The organism is Labrenzia sp. 011 (assembly GCF_003075075.1).
Lineage (GTDB): Bacteria > Pseudomonadota > Alphaproteobacteria > Rhizobiales > Stappiaceae > Roseibium.
In genome coordinates this window covers 101,659-124,718 of record NZ_QCYM01000004.1, presented here as the reverse complement: position 1 = coordinate 124,718, position 23,060 = coordinate 101,659, and the positions used below count along the sequence as shown (strand labels likewise).

At 62.9% G+C, this 23,060-nt stretch carries 22 protein-coding genes; 9 read left to right on the top strand and 13 right to left on the bottom strand.

Translation table 11 applies throughout. The features are described 5' to 3' along the window. Window positions 1-7 precede the first annotated feature (7 nt). Window positions 8-562 (bottom strand): hypothetical protein, encoded by a 555-nt coding sequence (locus DCO57_RS06770; RefSeq protein ID WP_208977839.1) that lies wholly within the window; start codon window positions 560-562, stop codon window positions 8-10. Window positions 563-780: 218 nt separating this feature from the next. Further along, window positions 781-1,044: a hypothetical protein gene (locus tag DCO57_RS06765; protein ID WP_116698107.1), complete on the bottom strand. Its 264-nt coding sequence runs from the start codon at window positions 1,042-1,044 to the stop codon at window positions 781-783. Between the two features lie 166 nt (window positions 1,045-1,210). Here DCO57_RS06765 and chrA point away from each other — a divergent pair, with 166 nt between their 5' ends. Next, on the top strand, window positions 1,211-2,554 hold the full coding sequence (chrA, locus tag DCO57_RS06760) for a chromate efflux transporter (protein WP_116698106.1): 1,344 nt from the start codon (window positions 1,211-1,213) through the stop codon (window positions 2,552-2,554). A 116-nt stretch (window positions 2,555-2,670) separates the two neighbouring features. Here the strand turns inward: chrA and DCO57_RS06755 are convergent, their stop codons facing one another. From DCO57_RS06755 to DCO57_RS06745, 3 genes are all read right to left on the bottom strand, one after another. Next, complete coding sequence (locus DCO57_RS06755) at window positions 2,671-3,192, bottom strand: MarR family transcriptional regulator (protein WP_116698105.1); 522 nt, start codon at window positions 3,190-3,192, stop codon at window positions 2,671-2,673. Between the two features lie 209 nt (window positions 3,193-3,401). Further along, window positions 3,402-4,544 carry an MFS transporter gene (locus DCO57_RS06750; RefSeq protein WP_165814670.1) on the bottom strand — a complete coding sequence of 381 codons (1,143 nt, stop codon included), beginning with the start codon at window positions 4,542-4,544 and terminating at the stop codon, window positions 3,402-3,404. Between the two features lie 118 nt (window positions 4,545-4,662). Then, entirely contained in the window at window positions 4,663-5,691 is a 1,029-nt protein-coding gene (locus tag DCO57_RS06745; protein ID WP_205756098.1) for a putative metalloprotease CJM1_0395 family protein, read from the bottom strand. 166 nt (window positions 5,692-5,857) lie between these two features. Here DCO57_RS06745 and DCO57_RS06740 point away from each other — a divergent pair, with 166 nt between their 5' ends. Both DCO57_RS06740 and DCO57_RS06735 read left to right on the top strand, forming a co-directional pair. Continuing rightward, entirely contained in the window at window positions 5,858-6,661 is an 804-nt protein-coding gene (locus DCO57_RS06740) for a creatininase family protein (protein ID WP_116698103.1), read from the top strand. A 229-nt stretch (window positions 6,662-6,890) separates the two neighbouring features. Continuing rightward, window positions 6,891-7,829 (top strand): LysR substrate-binding domain-containing protein, encoded by a 939-nt coding sequence (locus DCO57_RS06735; protein WP_116698102.1) that lies wholly within the window; start codon window positions 6,891-6,893, stop codon window positions 7,827-7,829. Between the two features lie 44 nt (window positions 7,830-7,873). On the opposite strand, the gene DCO57_RS06730 is transcribed toward DCO57_RS06735, so the two are convergent. Further along, on the bottom strand, window positions 7,874-8,176 hold the full coding sequence (locus DCO57_RS06730; RefSeq protein WP_116698101.1) for a helix-turn-helix transcriptional regulator: 303 nt from the start codon (window positions 8,174-8,176) through the stop codon (window positions 7,874-7,876). A gap of 212 nt (window positions 8,177-8,388) precedes the next feature. Between DCO57_RS06730 and DCO57_RS06725 the strand changes: the two genes are divergently transcribed. Further along, complete coding sequence (locus DCO57_RS06725) at window positions 8,389-9,828, top strand: helix-turn-helix transcriptional regulator (protein ID WP_116698100.1); 1,440 nt, start codon at window positions 8,389-8,391, stop codon at window positions 9,826-9,828. A gap of 30 nt (window positions 9,829-9,858) precedes the next feature. On the opposite strand, the gene DCO57_RS06720 is transcribed toward DCO57_RS06725, so the two are convergent. From DCO57_RS06720 to DCO57_RS06690, 7 genes are all read right to left on the bottom strand, one after another. Further along, entirely contained in the window at window positions 9,859-11,640 is a 1,782-nt protein-coding gene (locus DCO57_RS06720) for an ABC transporter ATP-binding protein (RefSeq protein WP_244287895.1), read from the bottom strand. Between the two features lie 67 nt (window positions 11,641-11,707). Beyond that, the gene (locus tag DCO57_RS06715) at window positions 11,708-12,658 is read right to left on the bottom strand and encodes an acetamidase/formamidase family protein (protein WP_116698098.1); all 951 of its coding nucleotides are present in this window, start codon (window positions 12,656-12,658) and stop codon (window positions 11,708-11,710) included. After that, window positions 12,648-14,270 carry an ABC transporter substrate-binding protein gene (locus DCO57_RS06710; RefSeq protein WP_116698097.1) on the bottom strand — a complete coding sequence of 541 codons (1,623 nt, stop codon included), beginning with the start codon at window positions 14,268-14,270 and terminating at the stop codon, window positions 12,648-12,650. Before DCO57_RS06710 ends, DCO57_RS06715 begins: the two co-directional genes overlap by 11 nt. A gap of 71 nt (window positions 14,271-14,341) precedes the next feature. Further along, window positions 14,342-15,262: an ABC transporter permease gene (locus DCO57_RS06705; RefSeq protein WP_116698096.1), complete on the bottom strand. Its 921-nt coding sequence runs from the start codon at window positions 15,260-15,262 to the stop codon at window positions 14,342-14,344. Window positions 15,263-15,264: 2 nt separating this feature from the next. Next, entirely contained in the window at window positions 15,265-16,167 is a 903-nt protein-coding gene (locus DCO57_RS06700; RefSeq protein ID WP_116698095.1) for an ABC transporter permease, read from the bottom strand. Further along, window positions 16,145-16,747 (bottom strand): ANTAR domain-containing protein, encoded by a 603-nt coding sequence (locus DCO57_RS06695; protein WP_116698094.1) that lies wholly within the window; start codon window positions 16,745-16,747, stop codon window positions 16,145-16,147. Before DCO57_RS06695 ends, DCO57_RS06700 begins: the two co-directional genes overlap by 23 nt. After that, window positions 16,744-17,964 (bottom strand): transporter substrate-binding domain-containing protein, encoded by a 1,221-nt coding sequence (locus DCO57_RS06690; protein ID WP_165814669.1) that lies wholly within the window; start codon window positions 17,962-17,964, stop codon window positions 16,744-16,746. Before DCO57_RS06690 ends, DCO57_RS06695 begins: the two co-directional genes overlap by 4 nt. A 138-nt stretch (window positions 17,965-18,102) precedes the next feature. On the opposite strand from DCO57_RS06690, the gene DCO57_RS23260 reads away from it, so the two are divergent. From DCO57_RS23260 to DCO57_RS06670, 5 genes are all read left to right on the top strand, one after another. After that, the gene (locus DCO57_RS23260) at window positions 18,103-18,486 is read left to right on the top strand and encodes a hypothetical protein (protein ID WP_133192636.1); all 384 of its coding nucleotides are present in this window, start codon (window positions 18,103-18,105) and stop codon (window positions 18,484-18,486) included. 209 nt (window positions 18,487-18,695) lie between these two features. After that, window positions 18,696-19,379 carry an FCD domain-containing protein gene (locus tag DCO57_RS06685; RefSeq protein ID WP_244287894.1) on the top strand — a complete coding sequence of 228 codons (684 nt, stop codon included), beginning with the start codon at window positions 18,696-18,698 and terminating at the stop codon, window positions 19,377-19,379. After that, window positions 19,363-20,376: an ABC transporter ATP-binding protein gene (locus tag DCO57_RS06680; RefSeq protein ID WP_116698091.1), complete on the top strand. Its 1,014-nt coding sequence runs from the start codon at window positions 19,363-19,365 to the stop codon at window positions 20,374-20,376. The genes DCO57_RS06685 and DCO57_RS06680 overlap by 17 nt, the downstream gene beginning before the upstream one ends. Continuing rightward, complete coding sequence (locus DCO57_RS06675) at window positions 20,373-21,500, top strand: dipeptide ABC transporter ATP-binding protein (RefSeq protein ID WP_116698090.1); 1,128 nt, start codon at window positions 20,373-20,375, stop codon at window positions 21,498-21,500. Before DCO57_RS06680 ends, DCO57_RS06675 begins: the two co-directional genes overlap by 4 nt. Before the next feature lie 5 nt (window positions 21,501-21,505). After that, window positions 21,506-23,011 (top strand): ABC transporter substrate-binding protein, encoded by a 1,506-nt coding sequence (locus tag DCO57_RS06670; RefSeq protein WP_116698089.1) that lies wholly within the window; start codon window positions 21,506-21,508, stop codon window positions 23,009-23,011. Window positions 23,012-23,060: the final 49 nt, after the last annotated feature.

Genomic DNA, 23,060 nt, shown 5'->3' with positions numbered 1-23,060 from the left:
TTCCTTGTCATGTCTTCTGTGCGGCGGCAGCGTGAGCGAACAACGCAAAGCCGGTTTTGACGTTTTCCAGAATTCTGTCCGCACGCGCGGATCCCGGAGCGATGGCCTCAAGCGCGAGGCAATGGGCGCGCCAGAGCTGCGGCAAGGCAGGCGCCCGGAAATAAGCGGGAATTTCGTCGGCACGATCCCCGGAAAACAGACGCAGGCGCAGTGCCTGCGTGCCGAGACGCGAACCGAGCACCAGATAGTCGATCGCCAGAGGTTCGAGCGGGCCGGCCGGAGCAACCTCCACGGCAACCGCTCCGGCCGACAGAAGATCCTGGTCGAGTCGCCTGACAAGATCGTCGACGACAGTCCCCGAAAGCACACAGGCCTCGCTGGCACGACTTTGGAAAATCGCGGCAAGACCCGATCGCTGCGCGGCAAGAAACCACGTCAGCCGGCCATGGGGATCGTCGATGAAGGGAGAGAACGTGGCTTCTGTGGCTTCGTGCTCATCCCGTGTTTCCAGATACAAACAGCGTCGGAACGCCGTCTCCCGTCCTGCGGCAGCCGATGTCATCACTGTTTACCCCGCACCACGAATCGTTACTATTCCGGTACCTCAAAGAGGAACGCACGTCGCGCGAAAAAGTTCCGGCAGGCGCGTTTTTTAAGCGCCATGGCCTGCCTCACTCGGGCGAGCCGGCAACAGATACCCCATTATTGCGAAATCTGACACCTTTTCCGAGGACCCGTTGTCGCGGGATTGCGGGCTTTTCACACCCGGGGCGTGAACTCCTAAATGAAAACGACCAATCCGATCGTGGCGACGATCACGGCCAGAACACACCAGGTGAGAAAATCCGTCATCTGTGACCGGCGCGCCCGCAGCCGCTGCACGCCCGCAGGCGCGGTTGCCGGATTTCTGCCCGGATGACGCTGTCCCTGCCATGACCGGCTGCCGGACGCGCTCCTGAAGGATACATCGGAGACATGCCGGAACCGGCGACGCAGATCTTCCGCGCGCCTGGCACCCCGTTCTTCGTTGATTGTGCGGGACATTCGTCTCTTACCCTCGCAGCTCGGTTCCTGTTTCTGCCTCACACGTGGCTGCGGCGGAGCGGATTTGCAAATGACCGTTTTGTAATGTTGCCGGACTGACGGACGGTCTTGCCGCTTTCACAAACCGCGCGTAGGAAGCGGTAAGGTTTTCAGGGCAAGGGTCTTCATGCGCAGAACCACTCCACCACCAGGGACGGCCGCCACTGCCGCAAACGGCAGCACGGCTCCCTCGCTGGGCGAAGTCACCAGGGTATCCCTCAAGGTCGGGCTTCTGTCCTTCGGCGGTCCGGCGGCGCAGATTTCCGTCATGCATCAGGAATTCGTCGAAAACAGGAAATGGCTGTCCGAGGACCGTTTCCTGCATGCGCTCAATTACTGCATGCTGCTGCCCGGCCCCGAAGCGCAGCAGCTTGCCACCTATTGCGGCTGGCTGAGCGGACGCACGCTCGGAGGACTGATCGCAGGATTGCTGTTCGTTCTTCCCGGCGCCATTGCCATGGCGGTCGTCAGCTACATTTATGCCGCCTACGGAGACACGTCGCTCATGGCCGCCGTGTTTTACGGCGTGAAGGCCGGAGTGCTGGCAATCGTGCTGCAGGCCTTGCTGCGGATCGGCGGAAAAGCCCTGAAAACCCGCCTTGCCTGGTTCATCTGCGCCGGGTCCTTCAGCGCCCTGTTCTTCTTCTCCGTCCCCTTCCCCCTTGTCATCGCGGGCGCTGCCCTGCTCGGCCTGGCATTCGGAACCGCATCCGGGTCCGGCCTGGCAGAAACAGATACCCGGACCCGGCCGGCGTCACTTTCCCGGACGGTGAAAACCCTTCTGGCCGGCCTGGCCGTGTGGGGTGCTCCGCCCCTGGTGGCGGCGGTCCTCCTGTCCCCGGGCAGCCTGCTTGTCGATGTCGCCGAATTCTTCTCCCTGCTGGCTGTCGTCAGCTTTGGCGGCGCCTATGCGCTTCTCAGCTACATGGCGCAGGTGGCCGTCGAGACGAAATCATGGCTCGGCGCCGGCGCAATGCTCGACGGCCTGGGACTGGCGGAGACGACCCCCGGCCCGCTCATTCTCGTCACCCAATTCGTCGGGTTTCTCGCGGGCTGGCGCGACCCGGCCCCGTTTCAGCCCCTGACGGGTGCGCTTCTGGCAGCCGCCATGACCACATGGGTGACCTTTGCCCCGAGTTTCCTGTTCGTTCTCGCCGGCGCCCCCTGGATGGAGCGTTTGCGCGGCAACCGCAGGCTGGAAAAGGCGCTCTCGGCGATCACGGCGGCGGTGGCCGGCACGATCCTGAATCTGGCGCTCTGGTTCGCCCTCAATGTCCTTTTCACGCAAACCCGCACCGTCAGCTACGGCCCGGTCACCGTGCTTCAACCCGATATCACCAGCCTCGATCCGGTGCTGGCGGCCATGGCGCTGGTCGCTGCCCTGCTGGTGTTTGCCGCCAAAAGAGGCATTGCCACCGTTCTGGCGGTTACGGCCGCCCTCGGTTTGCTGGCGAAATTTCTACCGGTCTAGGAGGAGGTTGCAGGGGCCTGCAAGCAGCCGGTTCGGGCGCGTTCCGTCCAGCCGGAGGTTCGTTCCAGTTCACCCTCTATCACTGCGCTGCACGTCCGGTCCCGGGGTGTGACTTCCTAAGCGACCGCGAGCTCTTTTTCCTTGCCCTTGCCGTCGTCCGCTTCCTCGTCCGTGTCGAAATCGGACTCGTGCTCCGGATCATCATCGACGGCAACCGACAGGTTCTTTTCCACCTGACGCAGAAGCTTGCGCAACTTCTTGCGGTCCTTGTCGTCCAGGCCGGACATGGCCTCGCGTTCCAGTCGCTTCCAGGCCTTGTCGACCGACTGCACCAGGTCCCGGCCGGAATCCGTCAGAAAAACCCTGGCAAGACGACCGTCCGTATCGGAGACCTGACGGCGGACAAACCCCTGGGCGGACAGGCGGGTGATCATCTTGGTCACCGTGGGCGGCTGGACCCCGAGTGCCAGGGCCAGCTGGCTCATGGTGCGCCCGTCACCGTCAGCCAGCACCTTCAGCACAAGCTCCTGCCCCGGATGCAGTCCGATCCGCATCAGATGCGCGCCGGCACGGGCCCGCTGCGCCTTCGCGGCCTGAACCAGACGAAACGTTATGCTCTTCTTGTAGTTGAAAGCCATTGACCCACACCTGTCCTCAATTCGAACGAACGATACCCAGCCTTGATGTGGCGCACCCTAATGCAACTCTTTAACCGTCAAATGACACATCGGATGCCGCACAGACGTTTTGACCTGGCGTGAGAATTTTCCCCTGCGCATCTGTCTGACGACTGCTTTTCCGGCTTGCGCCAGACACTGTCGGCCGGACGGTCGGAAGCCGCCCATGCCTAGCCGTTGACCCTGAGGGCTCCGGCAAGGAACGGCAGCCCCAGAGTCAAAAGGGCAACGGCACCGAAGGAGGCTCGCAGCGACAGGGCGTCGCCGAGAAAGCCGAGCAGCGGCGGCCCCAGCAGGAAGGCGCCGTATCCGAGCGTCGCCACCGCGGCAAGGGCGGAGCCTTTCGACATGTGCGGATCGCTGGCAGCTCGCGACATGGCCAGCGGAAAAAGGACCGCATATCCGAGGCCCATGATGAAACATCCTGTCCAGACGACCCAGATATTGATCCCGGATATCAGAAGCAGGCAGCCCAGGAAGGCCACCACCCCGCTCAAGCGGGCAACCGGCACGGGCCCGAAACGGGCGATGACCCTGTCGCCGGCAAGCCGCATGACGACCATGGCGATGGAAAAGACGGTGAACGCCGTCGGGGCCACGGATTCCGCGTAACCGAGATCGTCGATCTGGTAAAGTGCGGCCCAGTCGGTGATCGCCCCTTCCCCTAAGGCAGCCGCGAGAGCGATCAGCCCGACAAGAATGAGCCCCCCCTTCGGCAATGCGAAAAGCGGCGCCTTGCCCCCTGCTCCGCCGGTGCTCTCCTCCTTCGGCCAGGGCTGGAGGCAGAACCAGACCAGAAAGGGCACCGTCACGACCGCCCAGAGGCTGAAGTGCCAGGGCAGCGTGTACCCGGCCTCGATCGCCAGTCCGCCGACCGCCGCCGACGCTCCCGCGCCGAGGCTGAAAAGACCGTGAAACGATGACATCACCGGCCGGCCGAGAGATTTTTCCACCTCCGCCCCCCAGCCGTTGATGGAGACATCCAGCGCACCGATACAGAATCCGGAAAAGAACATCGCCCCGGCCAGCAGGGAAGTCGTCGGCGCAAAGCCGATGGTCGTGAAGCTGATGACAATCCCCACCGAGAAAATCTTCGACGCAGGCGCCGCTCCGAGCCGGTCAACGAGAACGCCGGTGAAGGGAAAGGAGACAAAGGCGCCGCTGGCCATGACGAGGAGCAGCAGACCGAAGCCCCCCTCGTCCAGCCCCGTCGCACTCTTCACGTCCGGAATGCGCGAGGCCCACAGGCCGATGGCGGACCCGCACATGAAAAAGATCGCCGAAACGACCCGGCGGGCGGCAATTGCTTGCATGGTTTGACCAGAATCTGAAATGTCGCGAACCGGTGCATCTGCTTACCGGTCCCTGGAGAGAAGCGCCTTTGTCTCACGCATGAATGCGTTTCTCAAGCACGCTTCTCGCCCCCGCCGGTCAGGCAACCAGGACCCGGCCCGGAGGCGCGCTTTCCCTGCTCCGGTCCAGCGCCGACCGGTAGGCGGAAATGGCATCATGTCCCTCAGGGGTCGATCCGGGACGCCCCTCGCCGGAGCCGGCGGTTTCGCCTGAAGACTCATCCGATCCTTGCCCGGACCGCACGGAGGCCCCGCGGTCTGAAGGTCCTGTTTGTCCGTCAGCCGTTCCCGGCCGCTCGGCGGCGGAATGACCGTCAACAGCGCTGTCGCCTTCCTCGGAGGGCTCAGCTGCCTCCTTCCGGCGTTCCGCCTGGGCCTCGGCCAGCTGCCCGCGGGCCTGCTGCGCCACCTTGAGATCCTGGGAAGAGGGCTCTGCGGGGGCCGTCGCAGCCCGGATGACCGTCTGCATCTTGCGGATCGTTGCTTCCGGCGTCCGTTCCTTGGAGGTGTCGATCTGCACTTCGCCGCCGACCGCATACCGTTTGCCGTCCGGTCCCTGCTGAAACGTGTAGCTGGGCGCGCCGGCATGAGCGCCACCGGCCCGTGCATGAGCCTGTTCATGCGCCCGCACTTCCCGGTCCCGCTGCGCCAGCTCATCGACCTGCTCTTCTTCCGCCTCGTTCAGCCCGTCGCCGTCCGCATCCTCGTCTTCGTCCTGCGGAGCCTCCAGGGCACCATCCGTGGCGCCCCCGGTACTGCCCGAAGCAGGATCGCTCTCGCCATCTGCTTCCGCGCCGGACGATAACGGGTCGTCCGCGCCCGATTGCGTTTCTTCAAGGGTGTCCGCCTTGCCGCCGGACGCATCCGGCCGCCGCCGGGCGTTCGCCTCGGACCCCTCGGCATCCTGAAGCGCCAGAACCGCTTCAGACGTCAGAACCGGACTGCTCGCCGCCCGCAGGGCCATGGCCCTCGGTGCGGCAAGACTTTCGCGCGCACGCTCGCCATCCCGGTTCGAAGAAACCTCCCCGGAACCGGATTCAACTGCGCCGCCAACACCACTGTTTCTCAACTGGGCTGCCGGCACATTGGACAGAAGCGCGCCAATCATGAGCGCGATTGTCACCGCAAGAGGTCAGTAAAGTCTGAACGGCTACGGGAAAGCCGCCATCATATCCGCGTGATCGGGCGGTGCCGGAGCAAAGGCCGGGCACCCTTGCCTGCCCCGTCCGGCTGTGCAAAGAGGACACAAACTCCAACCCGGACAGGACAGAACCATGCTGCCCAAGCGTTTCTGGCATGAAATGACCACGGTCGACTTTCGCGATGCCGACCGGGAGAACTGGATTGCTGTGCTGCCGGTGGCGGCGGTCGAACAGCACGGCCCCCATTTGCCCCTCTTCACCGACACCGCCATTGCGCAGGGCCAGATCAACCGGGTGGTGGAACTTCTGCCCGACACCTTGCCGGTAACCTTTCTTCCCGTTCAGGCCATCGGCAAATCGGACGAGCACATCCACTCTCCGGGCACCCTGACCCTGTCCTGGGACACCCTCACCCGCTGCTGGCTGGAGATCGGCGAAAGCGTCGCCAGGGCAGGCATACGCAAGATGGTGCTGATCAACGCCCACGGCGGCAATGTCCCGGTTCTCGATATCGTTGCCCGGGAACTGCGGGTGAAACACGACATGTTCGTCACCGCGACCAACTGGCTCCGCTTCGGCCAGCCGGAGGGGCTCTTTCCGCAAGACGAATTCACCTACGGCATTCACGGTGGCGACATCGAAACATCGCTGATGCTGCATTTGCACCCCGAACTCGTGCGGATGGATCTGGCGAAGGACTTTCTGTCGGAGCAACAGAGTTACCTCAAGGAGTTCAAGCACCTGAGAGGACATGGGAAAGCCCAGTTCGGCTGGCTTGCGCAGGATCTGAACCCGGCAGGCGCCCTGGGCAATGCCGCCCTGGCCACGGCCGAAAAAGGCCGGCTGTCTCTGGATCACGCGGCCAGGGGCTTTATCGAACTGGCCGAGGACGTGAATGCTTTCGATCTCGACCGCCTCTGGCAGCCACGCCCGTAATACGCGAAGAGAATTTCACGGACGTTACGGAAGTTTACCAGCATCTGCATCGTCATAAGCAAAATTAAGCTGATTTTTCCGCCCAACTTGGATAAAACCCCACTTATTGAGAATTTGACAGAATTAACAACTATCCGAATCAGTGCCTAATGTCACAGTAGTTGACCCGCTCCAAATTAAGAGACACATTAAACAAAATATAATTTCAGGGGGCGGTTCTCGAGGAACCATGAATCTTTCAATTCGGCAGTTGGCCACATTTCGCGAAGTGATGCGCAGCGGCTCGATCTCTGAAGCTGCACGCACGCTCGGCCGGACACAGCCTGCTGTCAGCTCGACGATCGCCGGGCTTGAAACCGAACTTGAACTGAAACTTTTCATGCGCGAACAGGGTCGCCTCGTCCCGACCCCGGAAGCCGAATTCTTTCTGGAAGAAGCCGAGGCGATCCTCAAGCGACTGGAAGTGTCCAAGCGCACCCTGCGCGGCCTCGCCAATCGCGAACACGGCCAGTTGCGCATCGCAGGCATTCCCGAAGCGACATCCGATTTTCTGCCCGACAGCCTGTCGAGGTTCATCGCCGACAAGCCAAGCGTCAAGGTCGCCCTGGCGAGCAAGACATCCTCGGAAATCGAGGAACTGATCGCGGCCCAGCAGTTCGACATCGGCTTTGCGGAAACGCCACGTGCGCGCAATTCTTTCGACCAGATCGATTTCGACCTGGAGTGCATGTGCGCCATTCCCGCGACCGACCCGCTGGCCTCCAGGGAGGTCATCACGCCGGCGGAGCTGGACGGCTACCCCCTGGCGCTGCTGCACGCCGACCACCGCAGTCACAAGCAGACCCTTGCCAGGTTCAGGGACGCCGGAGTGCAGTTCAACCAGCGTTTCGAACTACAGACCGCCCTTCCGGGACTGCATTTCGTCCAGGCCGGGCTCTGTGCCCTGATCTGCGACATGATCACCGCCTACAAGGCGCAGGAAAACGGCCGGCTCGGCATGGGCCCGCCGATGATCGTCTTCAGGCCCTTCAGGCCCCGCGTTCAGAACAGCCTGTCGATCCTCACCCCGACCCACCGCCCGATTTCGATCGTGGCCAAGGATTTCTGCGACTTCCTCTCCACGGAAGTCACGCGCATGCATAGCGCAATGGTCAAACGGGGAACCTGAGCCGGAAATCCTGTTTCCGGTCCCGCGAGATATGCACCGGGTGGTCAGCCGGCCGCGTTTCTGAAGATCGCGCTGTTGGCGGCGACGATTGCCACGGCGTTCGTCCGGTTCTTCGCACCGAGCCGGGTAATGGCATTGCGGATGTGTACCTTGATGGTCGCGATGGAAACATCCAGTTCATAGGCGATCTGCTTGTTGACCATTCCCTCGCACAGCAGAAGCATGATTTCGAGCTGGCGCGGCGTCATCACATCATACAGGTTGATCGGCCAGCGAGCACATCCTGCGACGGAATTGCCCTGCCCTTTCAGGCCGGCACTTTCGTCGAGAGCAAATTGAGCCGTCATAGCTTTCTCCCGATTTCGTTATGAGGTGTAGCTCGGGACTTTTCACCAGTATGACGATTTTGTAAAATGTAAAAAAGCTTAGTGTATATTGCTAATAATTTGCATATAGAGCATTCTGCATTCGCAAGCCTTCGCAAAGGAAGGGTCCCGGAGGGCCCTGCCGGGACGGACACCCGACCTCCGAAGCGCTCCGGACGGACAAGGACAGTGTCTTGAGCAAGAAACTCTATTCCGGCCACACCCTGCGGCAGATCAGGTCCGAATTCGGCCTGTCCCAGGGCGAATTTGCCAAGAAAGTCGGCCTGTCGACTGCCTATGTCAACCAGATCGAGAACAACAACAGGCCGGTCACGGCCTCGGTCCTTCTGGCCATCAACCGGATTTTCGGAACCGATCTGGCAGCCTTCGAGAAAAACGATCTCGACCGGGTCGTCCGGGACCTGCAGGAAATCTTCGCCGACACCCGATTTCACAGTTCCACCATCGGCAAGCAGGAACTGCATGAGCTGGTCACCCGCGCACCGGGCATCACCAGGGCGATCATGGATCTCTACGGCAACCTGCGCAGCTTTCAGGATCGGGACGCCATCGAGGACGAGCTGGTTCACATGAACGGCACCGCGGACGCCGGCACCTCCCTGAGAAAATCCGCCTATGACGAGGTCCGCGACTACTTTCACTACATGGACAATTACGTCGACCTGCTCGACCGGGCGGCGGAAAAGCTGTGCTATGAAATCGGCCTGCCGGGCTGCGCCTCGAAATTCGACTGCCTGACCCGCTGGCTCGATCAGCGCTTCAAGATCACGGTCGAACAGCAACCCGACTATCAGGGCACCCTCATCCGCCAGGAAGACTATAGCCGCCGGATTTTCATCTATGGTGCCATTCCCCAGTCGGCCAAGAATTTCCTGCTGGGGTCCTTCATCGCCGAACTCTGCGTGAAGGATCTTATCTCGGCGGAAGTCGAACGGGCGAAGTTCAAGACCGGCTCGGCCCAGAGCATCGCCAGACTTGCCCTGCGGAACTATTTTGCCGGCGCACTGCTGCTGCCCTACGACGATTTCCTGCGCGCCGCCACGAGATGCCGCCACGACATTCAGCTGCTGTCGAACCAGATGGACGCCAGCATCGAGACCGTCTGCCACAGGCTGTCGACCCTGCAGCGGCCGGGCGCCAACGGCTTGCCGTTCTACTTCGTCAAGATCGACCGCGCCGGCAATGTCGTCAAGAGACACAGCGCCACCCGCTTCCAGTTCGCCAGGTTCGGCGGGTCCTGCCCGCGCTGGAACGTGCATCAGGCCTTCGAACAGAATTCGAACAAGTTCACCGCCCAAATCGCCCAGATGCCCGACGGGGTTCAATACATCTGCATGGCCACCAGTGTGACCAAGCATCAGCCCGACTACCGGACAGGCGAACGCAGATACGCGCTCGGCATCGGCTGCGAAGTCAAATACGCCGATGCGATCGTCTATGCGGACGGTCTTGCGGTGGACGGCAATTCGCCTCCCGAGCCCATCGGCGTCAACTGCCGGATCTGCCCGCGGGACAATTGCGACCAGCGCGCCTTCCCGGCAATCGACAAGGATCCCTTCATCGAGCCCGGCCGGCGCGGCATCGTTCCCTACCGGGTGGCTCCGTCGGACTGAAAACGCGGGCGCGGCCGAACCGAAGGCAGGTTAGCCCTGCGCGACCAGATGCCTTGCGCCCACATCCGTATAGCGCACCCTGCTGACGGCCTGTCCGAGCGGCAGCACCGGCGAGGGGATTTCGCCGGCTGGCACATCGAACACGGTGCGCCGCCTTTTCGGGTCCGGAATGGGCACGGCTTTCAACAGGCGCTGCGTATATTCGTGCTGCGGATTTTCGAAGACCTGCCGCCGCGTCCCCGTCTCCACGATCTGCCCCAGATACATGACGGCGATCCGGTGGGAGATCTGTTCGACCACCGCCATGTCGTGCGAGATGAACAGATAGGAAAGACCCAGATCCTCCTGCAGTTCCTGCAACAGGTCCAGAACACGGGCCTGCACGGACACATCCAGGGCCGAAACGCTTTCGTCGGCGATGATCACCTTCGGAGACAGGGCCAGCGCCCGCGCAATGCAGATGCGCTGGCGCTGGCCGCCGGAAAACTCGTGCGGGTGGCGCCTCATCATCTCTGCCGGCAGCCCCACCCGCTCGAAGAGCGATGCCACGCGATCCGTGAGGTCCCGCCCCTTCGACAAGGCGTGAATGACCAGCGGTTCGCCGACGATATCCCCGGCAGTCATGCGCGGATCGAGCGAGGCGTAGGGATCCTGGAAGATCATCTGCATGTCCCGCCGCAGGCGCTTCTGCTGCACCGCCCCGCCGACACCGGCATGCTGCCCCGCCACCCGGACTGTCCCTTCCCAGGGTACCAGATTCATGAGCGCCTTGCCGATGGTGGATTTTCCGCAGCCGCTTTCCCCGACCAGCCCCAGCGTCTCGCCCGACTTCAGGTGCAGGCAAACGCCCTCGACCGCATGGACGCGGGAAGTGACCCGGTTGAGTAGCCCGCCGCGCAGGTCGAAGCGGACAACCAGATCCTCGACATCGAGGACCCGCGGCTGCGCATCGGTTGCCTTCCCCGGCGCGCTGTCGACACCCGTCATGGCACCCAGCTTCGGAACAGCATCCAGAAGACCGCGCGTGTAGGGATCCGACGGCCGCTCGAACACATCGGCAACCTCGCCCCGCTCGACGATCCTCCCCTGGTTCATCACGATCACCCTGTCGGCCATTTCGGCGACCACACCCATGTCATGGGTGATCATGATCACGGCGGTGCCGAAGTCGCGCTGCAGATCGCGGATGAGCTGCAGGATCTGCGCCTGGATGGTCACATCGAGCGCCGTAGTCGGTTCGTCGGCGATCAGGACCTTCGGATTGCAGGCAAGCGCCATGGCGATCATCACCCGCTGGCGCATGCCGCCGGACAATTCGTGCGGATACTGGCGCAACCGGCGGCGCGGCTCGGACAGCCGGACCGATTCAAGCATCGCCAGCGCTATGTCTTCCGCTTTTGCCCGCGAGACGTCCTGATGCGCCAGAATGGCCTCGCGCAACTGCCGTCCGACCGTCAGCACCGGATTCAGGGAGGTCATCGGCTCCTGAAAGATCATCGCAATGTCGCCGCCGCGGATGCGGCGCAGCTCGTCCTCGCGGATCTTCGTCAGGTCCCGCCCCTGAAACAGCACCTGGCCAGCAGAGACCCGGGCGATCCGCTCCGGCAGCAGCCCCATGATGGACAGCGCCGTGACCGACTTGCCGGACCCGGATTCCCCCGCGATGCACAGCGTTTCCCCGCGCCGCAGATCGAAAGACAGGTCCCTGACCACGGTTCTTGCTCCGGTGGGCGTGGCAACATCCGTACATAGGCCCCGGACCGACAGGATGACGCCGTCGGAGGACTGGAAAGAATCTGACGCTGCGGACACTCGGCTCACTCTGTTGACTGGATTGGAAAAGACGGGCGGCAGCCACGCGGCCGCCGCCCGGATGTGACTACTGGAGCACGACCTTCGGGAAATAGAAGGACACCACCCAGTTCGGCGCATCGACGATTTCCGAGATCCTCAGATCGCCGCAGACCGAACACAGCATGTAGGCATCGACCGCGCTGTAGCCGTGACGGGCGCACAGGAGATCGATCATGTTGGACACGGCCGCCTGGGCGCCCGCGTACAGGTCGGTGCCGATACCGGTCGTGACCTCATAGCCCATTACGTCAAGATGACGGGTGACCGGGCCCGGGGTCTCGAAACGCGGCATCTTCAGATCCGCGCCCTTGATGAGATCCAGTTCGATCACCGTGTTCATCGGGCTTTCGATCGCCGTGCCGCAGACCTCGCCATCGCCCTGGGCCGCATGGGTATCGCCTATGGAGAACAGGGCACCGGCAACCTCCACCGGCAGGTAGAGCGTCGTGCCGGCGGCAAGGTCGCGGATATCCATGTTCCCGCCGACACGCCGTGGCGGCACGATGGAATGCAGCCCGGCCTCCGCGGGCGCGACACCGATCGTCCCCGCGAAGGGCTTGAGCGGCACCTTGCCGAAAGGCGCGAAGGCGGACATGACCGGCTTGTCCCTGTCATAGGACCACACATGCAGCGCAGGATCCTTGAACTGGTCGGCCAGCAGGCCGAAACCGGGGATATTCGCTGTCCAGCCGAAACCGGACGGCTTGAACTCGTGGATCTTCACCACCAGCGCATCGCCCGGCTCGGCCCCGTCCACAAGGATGGGGCCGTTGACCGGATTGATCTTGCCGAAATCCATGGCCGCAACGTCCTCGACGGTGCTTTCCGGCGTCAGCTGCCCCGCGGAACTGTCGAGACACTCGAATTCGAGCACCGTGCCCGGAGCCACCGTCTCGACCGGGGCAAACGAATTGTCCCAGCCGAAGTGATGTTGCGCCGCATGAATGGTATAAGCGGCCTTGCAGTTACTGCACATCTTTCGCCCATACATAATCGTAGTTGACGGGGATGTGGACCGGATCGACGAAGATGGCGTCAGGACCACCCAGCCGCTCGGACCGCATCGTGAAACGCTGTTCGTGGAAGACCGGCGCCCAGGCGGCGTCATCCATGACCGCGATGAAGATCTTGCGCCAGGCTTCCTCGCGCTCCGCCTTCTGGGCGGGATCCGTCATGCTGTCGGCAGCCGTCGCCAGCGCGTCCAGCTCCTCGTTGCAATACCAGGACCAGTTCCAGCCCCCCTTGACCGCGCCGGCGCAGCCGAGAATCGGACCGTAGAAGTTGGACGGATCCGGGAAGTCGGCGATCCAGGCCATGCCGCCGGACCAGATCATCGGCGCCTGGTCGGGTTCGCCGCCCGCCGCGATGACATTGGCCTGGGCCAGCGCCTTGATTTCCGCCTTGATGCCGATGGCGGCAAGATCCGCCTGGATGGCCTGGGCGATACGCGGGTTCGGATCGGTGTTGTAGACATAGAGTTCCGTCTCGAAACCGTCACCGAGCCCCGCTTCGGCCAGAAGCGCCTTCGCCGCGTCCGGATCATAGGCGTAACCTTCATAGTCCTTGTCGTAACCGGGCATGGTCGGCGGCAGCGGCTGGTTGGCCGGAACGGCGCGGCCGTTGATGATCCGCACGATCCGGTCCTTGTTGATCGCCATGTTGACGGCCTTGCGCACTTCCGGCTTGTCGAACGGCGGCATCTTCACGTTCATGGTAACATAACCGGTGTGCAGCTGCCCGCCCTCGATGATCAGGTCCTTGTATTGCGGATCCTTGGTGACTTCGAGGAACTTCGCCGGCGGAATGCCGTCGCCGGGAATGTCGGCTTCGCCGCGCTGCAGACGCAGAAGGGCGACGATCGGCTCCTGTCCGACCTCGAAGGTGATCTCGTCGAGCCTGGGAACGCCGGCCCGCCAGTAGTCCTCGTTGCGCTTGAACACCAGACGCTGGCCGAGGGTCCACTCCTCCAGCGAGAACGCACCGGTGCCGACCGGATGCTTGCCGAAGTCGGCGCCCCATTCCTCGACGGCCTCCTTGGGAACGATCGACGAGAAGTTGATCGCCATCACATGCAGGAACGTCGCATCCGGGCGGGACAGTTCGATCTGCACGGTATAGGGATCGACCACGGTGACCCCTTCGAGACTGTCCGCGTCGCCGGCGGCAACCGCATCAAACCCCTTGATGGAGCCGAAGAAGCCGGCGCCCGGGCTCTGGGTCTTCGGATTGGCGACCCGGTCGAGGGAATATTTCACGTCTTCCGCGGTCATTTCGCGGCCGTTGTGGAACTTGACGCCCTGACGGAGCTTGAAGGTGAACACCTTGCCGTCGTCGGAAATCGTGTAGTCCTCGGCAAGATCGTTCATCAGGTTGGTGGTGCCCGGCTCATAGTCCATCAGGCCGTCGAACAGGCTCTTGATCATCGACCAGTTCTGCCAGTCGTAGCCGATCGCCGGATCGAGCGTGGAGACATCGTCCTTGTAGGTGACGATCATCGATCCACCCTGCTTGATGTCCTCCGCCTGCGCGGGGGAGAGAGCCGTGGCGGCAAGTAGGGCGGCAGCCCCTGCCAGAAGTGTTTTGTTCATGTCAAACCTCCAGGTTCAGGTGATTGGACCGGTTCGCTCTGCGGCGGATTTTCCGGCAGTTTCGCCGCGCATCAGCGCAGCTTGATCCTCGGATCAATCAGGGGCGCGATCAGATCGGCAAGGAAGTTCCCCAGAACGATCGCGAATGCGGAGACAAGGGTGACACCCATGATGATCGGGATGTCGACACGCTGGATGGCCTGCCAGGCGAGCTGACCGATGCCCGGCCAGCCGAAGACGCTTTCCACGACGACGATGCCGCTCATGAACAGGCCGATATCGATGCCGATCATGGCGATGACCGGAAGCAGCGCGTTGGGCATGGCATGGCCGAACAGCACCTGCCAGCGCTTCAGGCCCTTGGCCCGCGCGGTACGGATGAAATCCTGGCGCAGCACGTCGATCATCGCCGAGCGCATCATGCGCGAATACCAGCCGGCCCCCAGCAGCCCGAGCGTCAGGGACGGCAGGACCATGTGCCGGAACGTCCCGTAACCGCCGATGGGAAACCAGCCGAGCTGGACGGAAAACACGTAGAGCAACAGGATGCCGATCACGAATTGCGGTGACGACACGCCGACGAAGGAAAGGACCATGAGGCTCGTATCTGTCGCCGTGTTGCGGCGAAGGGCTGCAACGAGCCCCATGGTCAGGCCGATGGCAAGTTCGCTGACGATTGCGCCCGCCATCAACAGGAGTGTCGCGGGAAGACGCGACCATATCAGTTCACCGACTTCCGTCTTCTGCAGGTAGGACCGGCCGAGGTCGCCCTGCAGGAGACCGGTCAGATACCGGAAATACTGCTGGTAAAACGGCAGGTTGAGCCCGAGCTGCTCGCGGATGTTCTCCACGGTCTGGGCCGTCGCGCTGCGGCCGGCAATCTGGCGCGCCGGATCGGCCGGGATTAGATACAGCAGGATGAACGTCAGGAACGAGATCCCGAGCAGGATCAGCAGCGATTGCAGGATGCGCCGGAGGACATAGCCGCCCATGGTCAGTGCCTCCCCTTCTGGGTCGGGTCGAGCACTTCCCGCAGGCTGTCGCCCAGGAGATTGAAGCCCAGCGCCAGCGCGATGATGGCAAATCCGGGAAAGAACACCAGCCAGGGCGCCGAGGTGAAATAGGTCTGGTTCTCGTAGATGATGTTGCCCCAGGAAGGGGTCGGCGGCTGCACGCCGATGCCGAGATAACTGAGCGTTGCCTCCAGAAGCACGGTCGTGGAAATGCCCAGCGTGCCGAACACCACGATGGTGGACAACAGGTGCGGGAGAATGTGCCGGAACAGGATGCGGAACAGCCCTGCCCCCATGGCGCGCTCGGCGAGAATGAACTCCCGTTCGGAAAGCGATCTGGTTTCGGTGTAGACGACACGCGCCATCTGCACCCAGTTCACCATGGCGATGACCATGGCGACGATCCACAGCGACGGATGGAAGAGCGCGGCCAGGGTGATGGCCAGCAGGAGCGCTGGAAAGGCCATCATCAGATCGGTGAACCGCATCAGCAGCGTTTCCACCCAGCCGCGGAAGAAACCTGCAAGGATGCCGACGAAGGCACCCACCGCAACCGCGATGCCATTCGCCACGATCCCGATGAGCAGCGACGTTCTGGCCCCATAGATCAGACGCGAGAGAAGATCCCGGCCGAGAAGATCCGTGCCCAGCCAGAACCGTTCACCCGGCGGTAACGGCGCGCCTTCCAGCGTCAGTCCCTCGAAGAACTGTTCCTCCGGATTGAACGGCGCCACCACCGGCGCGAACAGGGCCGCCCCGACAATGATCCCGATCACCGTCATGGCAAAAAGCGCCAGTTTCCGGCCCACCAGGCGCCGGAACACGCCGCGGGGCGATTCGACGGCCACCTCCGGCAGGAGGTCAGGCTTCGCGTCGGCCGTCATTCTGCCCTCCCGCGCGATCGATGAGGTCCCGGGCGACAGCCTCTATGGTCTGACGGCTTGTCATCGCCATGTCCTGCAGCAGGCGATAGGCGGTGTCCGCGTCGCCCCCCTGATGTCGCATCAGCAGAAGAATGGCCTCCGCGACCTGCGGCCGGCAGGCGAGGCGCGCCTCCAGCGTGGCGATGCGCTCTTCGGAGGCCAGACGCATGGCAAAGGTCCGCTGCGCGACGACAAGGGCCCCATAGACACCGCTCGACGTGACCGGCTTGTTCAGATGCGCGATGGCACCCCGCCGGATCGCCCATTCGACGCGCCCGGGCGCCTCTGTTCCCATGAGCGCGATCATCGGCATCGGATGCACATCGACGGACCAGGGGAACTGGGCATCATGGCCGGCATCGGCATCGAAAATCAGCAGGTCCGCCTGCCGGGCTTCTGCGGGCAACTCCGGCCATGCGGTCGAGATCTCCACACCGAGACGGTGCAGCTGACGACAGACCGCATCGCGGTCCGCGTGCGGCCGGTGCAGAATGCTGGCGGAGCGGCCCCGGAAACTGGGAGTGCGGAACAGGCTGCTCATGACGACACCAGCCTCAGGTTCGGGGTCTTGCCGCTGTCCGGAACGGGCATGCCGGCGGTCCCTCCGGCGCCTCGGTCCAGCGGATCGTAGTGAACGAGATAGGGGTCCGGCGCCAGCGGCCCGCGGGTCTGTTCGATGATCCGGAACCGCGCCCGGCCGACCGGCGGCACCCCCGCCGGGCCGCCCGCTTCCACCACCGCGATCAGCGGCTGCAGATGGGCATGCTGGGTTTGCGGATCGATGCGGATATCCCTCAGCGGCGTCCTGTGGGATCGACGGCAAAGCTCCGTCAGCACGTCGTCCGGCCGGTCGCTTCCGCAGGCCTCGATGGCCCGCGCCAGCAGCCAGACCGCCTCATACGGGCCGACGAACATGGAGGATATCGCCGCATCCGGACCGCGCAGGCTTGCCAGCCGCGCACGCAGGGCCGCGTTTTCCGCGGTTTCAAGGGTTTCGAAATAGGTCGAGGTGGAAACCAGCCCGTCTGCCGCCGCCCCCAGAACAGGCAGCTCCGCTTCGGTCAGATTGCAGCTCAGGATCGGACAGCGGTCTGGCGCGAAGGCGGGATCTTCCCCGGCCAGGGTCTTCATGGCCCGCAGGAAGGCATAGCTGCTGACACCGATGAGGTTGTTGAGGATGAAGGCCGGCCGTGTTTCGCGGATTTCCGCGATCAGATGCGCGATCTTCTCGTCGCCGATGGCGACATAGCGCTCGCCCAGAACCTCGCCGCCGCAGCCGGCCAGCAGCTCGCGGGCAATGCGATTGGTTTCCCAGCCCCAGATGTAGTTCGACCCGACGAGAAAGGCGCTGCGGCCGAACTTCGGCACGATGTGCCGGAACAGGGGAACGACACCCTGGTTCGGGCAGGCCCCCGTGTAGACCACGCGGTCATGGCTTTCGAAACCTTCATAGGGCGTCGTGTACCAGAGCAGCCCGCGCCCGCGCTCCAGCACCGGGAGCACTTCCTTGCGGCTGGACGAGGTCTGCGTGCCGATGATGTGCCGGCATCCGGCCTCGCTCATCATCCGGTCCGCCTCCACGGCATAGGCTTCTGCACAGCCCGCCGGGTCCCGGTCGACCCTCAGCAGACGGAAATCGAACAGCCCGGAGGCGTTGACCTCGTCGATGGCGATCCGGGCACCCCAATATCCTTCCTGGCCGATCACGGAATAGGATCCGGATTTCGAAAACAGGACGCCGACAGGAATTTCCCTCAAGACCAAATCCACCTGTTGTTCTGCCCGTGCGCCGCCTGAAACGCGCGACAGCGGCCGGACATAAAAAAACCCCGACCCACAGACTCACGTCTGCGAAAGATCGGGGCGCGATTGCCATGCGGTCGAACGGATGCCGCTATGTTCCGTGAAGGATTGCCGAACAAAAAACGCTTGTCAATCGCGCCAGCGCCCAAAGATCCGGCACGCATAAAACTTCACCATGCACAGCGCTCTTCAGAAGAAGCCCAGCACGAACCAATCGAAAGTCATCCCGCTCACACGGAAATTCGCGCACAGACCAGCAACCCATCTGAAAAATATGGCATATTTTCATACGCACCGGTGAATAATCCGAACATATTGCACCATACAGAGAAATATCTTTACGCCCGCATTTTCCGAACCGGAAACAAGGGGAACCGATTAAAATTTGTTCCATCGCATAAATTTCATGCAGACCCACCGCACATTCGACGAACTGCCCCGACACCCCTTCATGCGAAAATGATAATATCTATTTAAAAACAGTATATTATCATGAAACTCCTTCCTGTCAGGCGGAACCATACATCCAAGAACCACCGGTCCGACCGACCGGAGCGCGCCAGGAATTGCCGCATCCGGAGGGGTTGCGTGCGGAACTTATCCCGCCAATACTGAAACCAATCAAAATTGGTTCACATTGGTATACGATGAAAGAAACAGAAAAACCTTCGCAGCGGAATTCAAGCATGGCTCTCGAGCGGCTCAGGATCATCGTGAACCAGCTGACTGTCGAGGGTGCGGAACAGCTTCCCACCGAACGCGAACTGTCGGAGACCATCGGCGTCGGCCGCAGGGCGGTGCGGCGGGCGCTGGAAGTTCTGGAGACCGAAGGCAAGATCTGGCGGCGGCAGGGCGCCGGGACCTTTATCGGCAGCGAGCCAGCCCATCCGGAAAAGCAGTTCGTGGCCCTGAACGAAGAATCCAACATGCTCGAGGTGATGGAAGTCCGGCTGCAGCTGGAACCCGTCCTTGCCCGTCTCGCGGCCCTGCGCGCAAATCCGGCGGATATCGCCGCCATGCGGGAAATAGCCGGCCGGGTCGGCAAGGCCGACGACTTGGACGGCCGGGAACTGTGGGACAGCGCCCTCCACCGGGCCATCGCGCGCGCCGCCAACAACACGCTTTTCCTTGCGCTCTTCGATGTGGTCGACCGGGTCCGGCAGGACGCGGCCTGGCGGCACGTACGCGAGGCACTGCGGACCAGCGACGCGATGGCGCTCTACAAATCCCAACACGTCGATATCATCAGGGCCATCGAGAACCGTGATCCGGTTTCGGCGGAAAAGGCCATGCGCGGTCATCTTCTGGCCCTCCAGCAACGCCTTCTCTACCAGAGCGCCCCGGAGGTTTCCGATGCGCCCGGAGCGTGAACCGCATGCCGCGCCGGTCCTGAGCGTCGACAATCTCGCGCTGCGCTTCAAGGGCGCCCCCGCCAACATCATCGACGGCATTTCCTTTGACGTCCGCCCCGGTGAGACCCTGTGCATCGTCGGTGAAAGCGGTTGCGGCAAGTCGGTCACAGCCCTGTCCCTGATGGGACTGCTGCCCCGTTCCGTCGCACAGGTCATGTCCGGACGGGCCATGTTCGGCGATCGCGACCTGCTGACGCTTTCCCAGCGCACCATGGCGGATCTGCGCGGCAACACCATCTCGATGATCTTCCAGGAACCGATGACCTCGCTCAATCCGTCCTACAGGATCGGAGACCAGATCGCCGAGGTGGTACTGCGCCACAGGAACGTGACCGGGGCGGACGCACGCCGGCGTGCGCGCGACATGCTCGAAAGGGTCAGGATCCCGGCCGCCGCCAGCCGGCTGAACGACTATCCGCATGAGCTTTCCGGCGGCATGCGCCAGCGCGTCATGATCGCCATGGCGCTGGCGAACGACCCCGCCGTGCTCATCGCCGACGAACCGACCACCGCCCTGGACGTGACCATCCAGGCCCAGATCATCGACCTGATCGAGGAGCTGCAGAAGGAAACCGGTACGGCCCTGATCATGATCACCCACGATCTGGGCGTTGTCGCGGAAATCGCCGACAGGGTCTGCGTCATGTATGCCGGCCACATTGTCGAGGATGGCCCGGTGGAGACCATTTTCGACGATCCCCAGCACCCCTATACCATCGGACTGATGAGCTCCGTGCCCTCCGTCGGCCCGCGCTCGGGCAGGCTTGCGACCATCGCCGGCATGGTACCGGCCATCGACGACATGCCGACGGGCTGCCGCTTCACCCCCCGCTGCCCCTTCGCCCAGGAAAATTGTGCGCTTTCTCCACCGGTGCTTGATCAACACGGCCCCTCCCATCGGGCCGCGTGTCACTATGCTCCGCTGGAAACCGTTTTCGCGGAAACCGGCTCATGAGACCGCCGACACGCGACAGGATCATCGAGACCCGTGCCGTGACCAAGCGGTTTCCCGGCAGAAAAGGCCTCTTCAGGTCATCTGCCGGCGTCAGCGCCGTCAACGAGGTCTCCCTGGACATCCGCCGCGGGGAAACCTTTTCCATCGTCGGCGAGAGCGGCTGCGGCAAGTCGACCCTGGCCCGTCTACTGGTCCGCCTGCTGCCGCCCTCCGGCGGCGAAGTGCTCTATGAGGGCAACGACATTTCCTCCCTCTCGGATGCGGAGATGCGCCGCCTGCGCAAGGATCTCCAGTTCGTCTTCCAGGATCCCTTTTCCTCGCTCAATCCGCGCATGACCGTCGGCGCGCTGATAGAGGAACCGATGAAGGTCCATACGTCTCTTTCGCGCGCGGAACGGCGCCGCAAGGTGGCGGATCTTCTTGCCAGGGTCGGTCTTCGCCCGGCTTTCGCCAACCGCTACCCGCATGAGTTTTCCGGCGGCCAGCGCCAGCGCATCGGCATCGCGAGAGCCCTGGCCAGCGGCCCCAGGGTGATTGTCGGCGACGAACCCGTCTCCGCCCTCGATGTCTCCGTCCAGGCGCAGGTCATCAACCTTCTGGAGGACCTGAAAGACGAATTCGACCTGACGCTGATCCTGATCGCCCATGATCTTGCGGTGATCCGCCACATGAGCGACCGCATCGCCGTGATGTATCTCGGCGAGATCGTCGAACTGGCCCCCAACGACGCGCTGTTCGAGCGCCCCCTGCATCCCTATACGCAGGCCCTCATGCGGGCGATCCCGATCGCCTCGCCCCATGGCCGGTCGATGAATGTGTCCCTGACCGGCGATGTTCCCTCACCGCTTTCGCCTCCATCCGGCTGCCGCTTTCATCCCCGCTGCCCCCAGGCCACCAGCCTGTGCGCATCGGAAAAGCCCGTCCTGACCGGCGCAGGCACCGGTCGGGCGGTCGCCTGTCATCACTGGGAGACAATTGCAGAAAGCACGCAAGCGCCCGTGCGCGAGCCCCCCAGGAGCACAATTGCGGAAAGGCGCTTTGCGCTGTTCCGCCAGAGAAGCCAACGACAAGAGCCGGTCACGGCCGCAACAGAAACCGAAAACCAAGCTTTCCGAGAGGAGTGACAACAATGCGTAAGCAATTCCTTGCAGCGCTGCTGCTGAGCGCGACAACCCTGGCAACGGCCGCCCATGCCGCCGATCTGAGAATCGGCCTTCAGGACGATGCCGACGTGCTCGACCCCGACCAGTCCCGGACCTTCGTCGGCCGGATCGTCTATGCGTCACTGTGCGACAAGCTGGTCGACATCACGCCGGACCTGGAGATCATACCGCAGCTCGCCACCGGCTGGAGCTGGTCCGACGACGGCAAGGTCCTGACCATGGACCTGCGCGACGGTGTGACCTTCCATGACGGCACGCCCTTCGACGCCGAGGCCGTGAAGGCGAATATCGAGCGCTCGAAAAACCTTCCGGAAAGCCGCCGCAAGAGTGAGGTCAAATCCATCGAGAGCGTTGAGGTCTCCGGTCCGCTTCAGCTCAAGATCAACCTGACGGCGCCGGACGCCACGCTTCTGGCCCAGTTCGCCGACCGCGCCGGCATGATGCTCTCCCCCACCGCCGCGGAAGCCGCCGGTGCGGACTTCGGAGCCAATCCGGTCTGTTCCGGCCCGTTCAAGTTCGTGGAGCGTGTCCAGCAGGACCGCATCGTGCTCGCAAAGTTCGACGGGTACTGGAACGCCGATGCCATCAACTTCGACACGGTGACCTTCCTGCCGATCCCGGACACCACCGTGCGCCTGGCAAACCTGCGCTCCGGCGATCTGGACATGCTTGAACGGCTCGCGGCCACCGATGTGGCTTCCGTCAAGGCCGATGCGGATCTCGCCTATGCGGAAGCGGTCAGCCTCGGTTACCAGGGCATCACAGTGAACATCGCCAACGGCGAGGCCGGCGACAATCCCTTCGGCAACGACCCGCGCATCCGCCAGGCCTTCAACCTGTCGCTCGATCGCGATGCGATCAACCAGGTTGTCTTTGAAGGTGTCTTCGCACCGGGCAACCAGCCCTTCCCGCCGACCAGCCCGTGGTACGACAAGGACCATCCGGTTCCGGCCCGCGACGTGGACAAGGCAAAGGCCCTTCTGAAGGAAGCCGGATATGACAGCCTCGATGTGGAGATCCAGGTCGCCAACAATCCGGTCCAGACCCAGATGATGCAGGTCGTCCAGTCCATGGCCGCAGAAGCCGGCTTCAACGTCAAGCTGAAGACGATGGAATTCGCCAGCCTGCTGGCGGACCAGTCCGCAGGCAACTATCAGGCCAGCCAGGTCGGCTGGTCGGGTCGTGTCGATCCGGACGGCAACATCCACCAGTTCATGACCTGCAACGGCGGCATCAATGATTCCAAGATCTGCATTCCGGAAGTCGACAAGCTTCTGGACGAGGCCCGCACGAGCACCGACACCGCCACCCGAAAGGCCAAATACGATGCGGCGCGCGATATCCTCAACGAGCAACTGCCGATCATCTATCTCTATCATCCGACCTGGATCTGGGCGCTTTCCGGCAAGCTGGAAGGCTTCACCCCCTATCCGGACGGCATGATCCGCCTCGAGAACGTCAAGTTCAAATAAGCCACCCCTCAGCGTCCCCCGGCATCCCGCCGGGGGACGGTCCAACGCG

Bases quoted from the DNA above. Each gene is read 5' to 3' on its own strand.
- DCO57_RS06770 (WP_208977839.1), bottom strand. From the start codon at position 562: ATGACATCGGCTGCCGCAGGACGGGAGACGGCGTTCCGACGCTGTTTG.
- DCO57_RS06765 (WP_116698107.1), bottom strand. From the start codon at position 1,044: ATGTCCCGCACAATCAACGAAGAACGGGGTGCCAGGCGCGCGGAAGAT.
- chrA (WP_116698106.1), top strand. From the start codon at position 1,211: ATGCGCAGAACCACTCCACCACCAGGGACGGCCGCCACTGCCGCAAAC.
- DCO57_RS06755 (WP_116698105.1), bottom strand. From the start codon at position 3,192: ATGGCTTTCAACTACAAGAAGAGCATAACGTTTCGTCTGGTTCAGGCC.
- DCO57_RS06750 (WP_165814670.1), bottom strand. From the start codon at position 4,544: ATGCAAGCAATTGCCGCCCGCCGGGTCGTTTCGGCGATCTTTTTCATG.
- DCO57_RS06745 (WP_205756098.1), bottom strand. From the start codon at position 5,691: ATGATTGGCGCGCTTCTGTCCAATGTGCCGGCAGCCCAGTTGAGAAAC.
- DCO57_RS06740 (WP_116698103.1), top strand. From the start codon at position 5,858: ATGCTGCCCAAGCGTTTCTGGCATGAAATGACCACGGTCGACTTTCGC.
- DCO57_RS06735 (WP_116698102.1), top strand. From the start codon at position 6,891: ATGAATCTTTCAATTCGGCAGTTGGCCACATTTCGCGAAGTGATGCGC.
- DCO57_RS06730 (WP_116698101.1), bottom strand. From the start codon at position 8,176: ATGACGGCTCAATTTGCTCTCGACGAAAGTGCCGGCCTGAAAGGGCAG.
- DCO57_RS06715 (WP_116698098.1), bottom strand. From the start codon at position 12,658: ATGTGCAGTAACTGCAAGGCCGCTTATACCATTCATGCGGCGCAACAT.
- DCO57_RS06710 (WP_116698097.1), bottom strand. From the start codon at position 14,270: ATGAACAAAACACTTCTGGCAGGGGCTGCCGCCCTACTTGCCGCCACG.
- DCO57_RS06705 (WP_116698096.1), bottom strand. From the start codon at position 15,262: ATGGGCGGCTATGTCCTCCGGCGCATCCTGCAATCGCTGCTGATCCTG.
- DCO57_RS06700 (WP_116698095.1), bottom strand. From the start codon at position 16,167: ATGACGGCCGACGCGAAGCCTGACCTCCTGCCGGAGGTGGCCGTCGAA.
- DCO57_RS06695 (WP_116698094.1), bottom strand. From the start codon at position 16,747: ATGAGCAGCCTGTTCCGCACTCCCAGTTTCCGGGGCCGCTCCGCCAGC.
- DCO57_RS23260 (WP_133192636.1), top strand. From the start codon at position 18,103: ATGTTCCGTGAAGGATTGCCGAACAAAAAACGCTTGTCAATCGCGCCA.
- DCO57_RS06685 (WP_244287894.1), top strand. From the start codon at position 18,696: ATGGCTCTCGAGCGGCTCAGGATCATCGTGAACCAGCTGACTGTCGAG.
- DCO57_RS06680 (WP_116698091.1), top strand. From the start codon at position 19,363: ATGCGCCCGGAGCGTGAACCGCATGCCGCGCCGGTCCTGAGCGTCGAC.
- DCO57_RS06675 (WP_116698090.1), top strand. From the start codon at position 20,373: ATGAGACCGCCGACACGCGACAGGATCATCGAGACCCGTGCCGTGACC.
- DCO57_RS06670 (WP_116698089.1), top strand. From the start codon at position 21,506: ATGCGTAAGCAATTCCTTGCAGCGCTGCTGCTGAGCGCGACAACCCTG.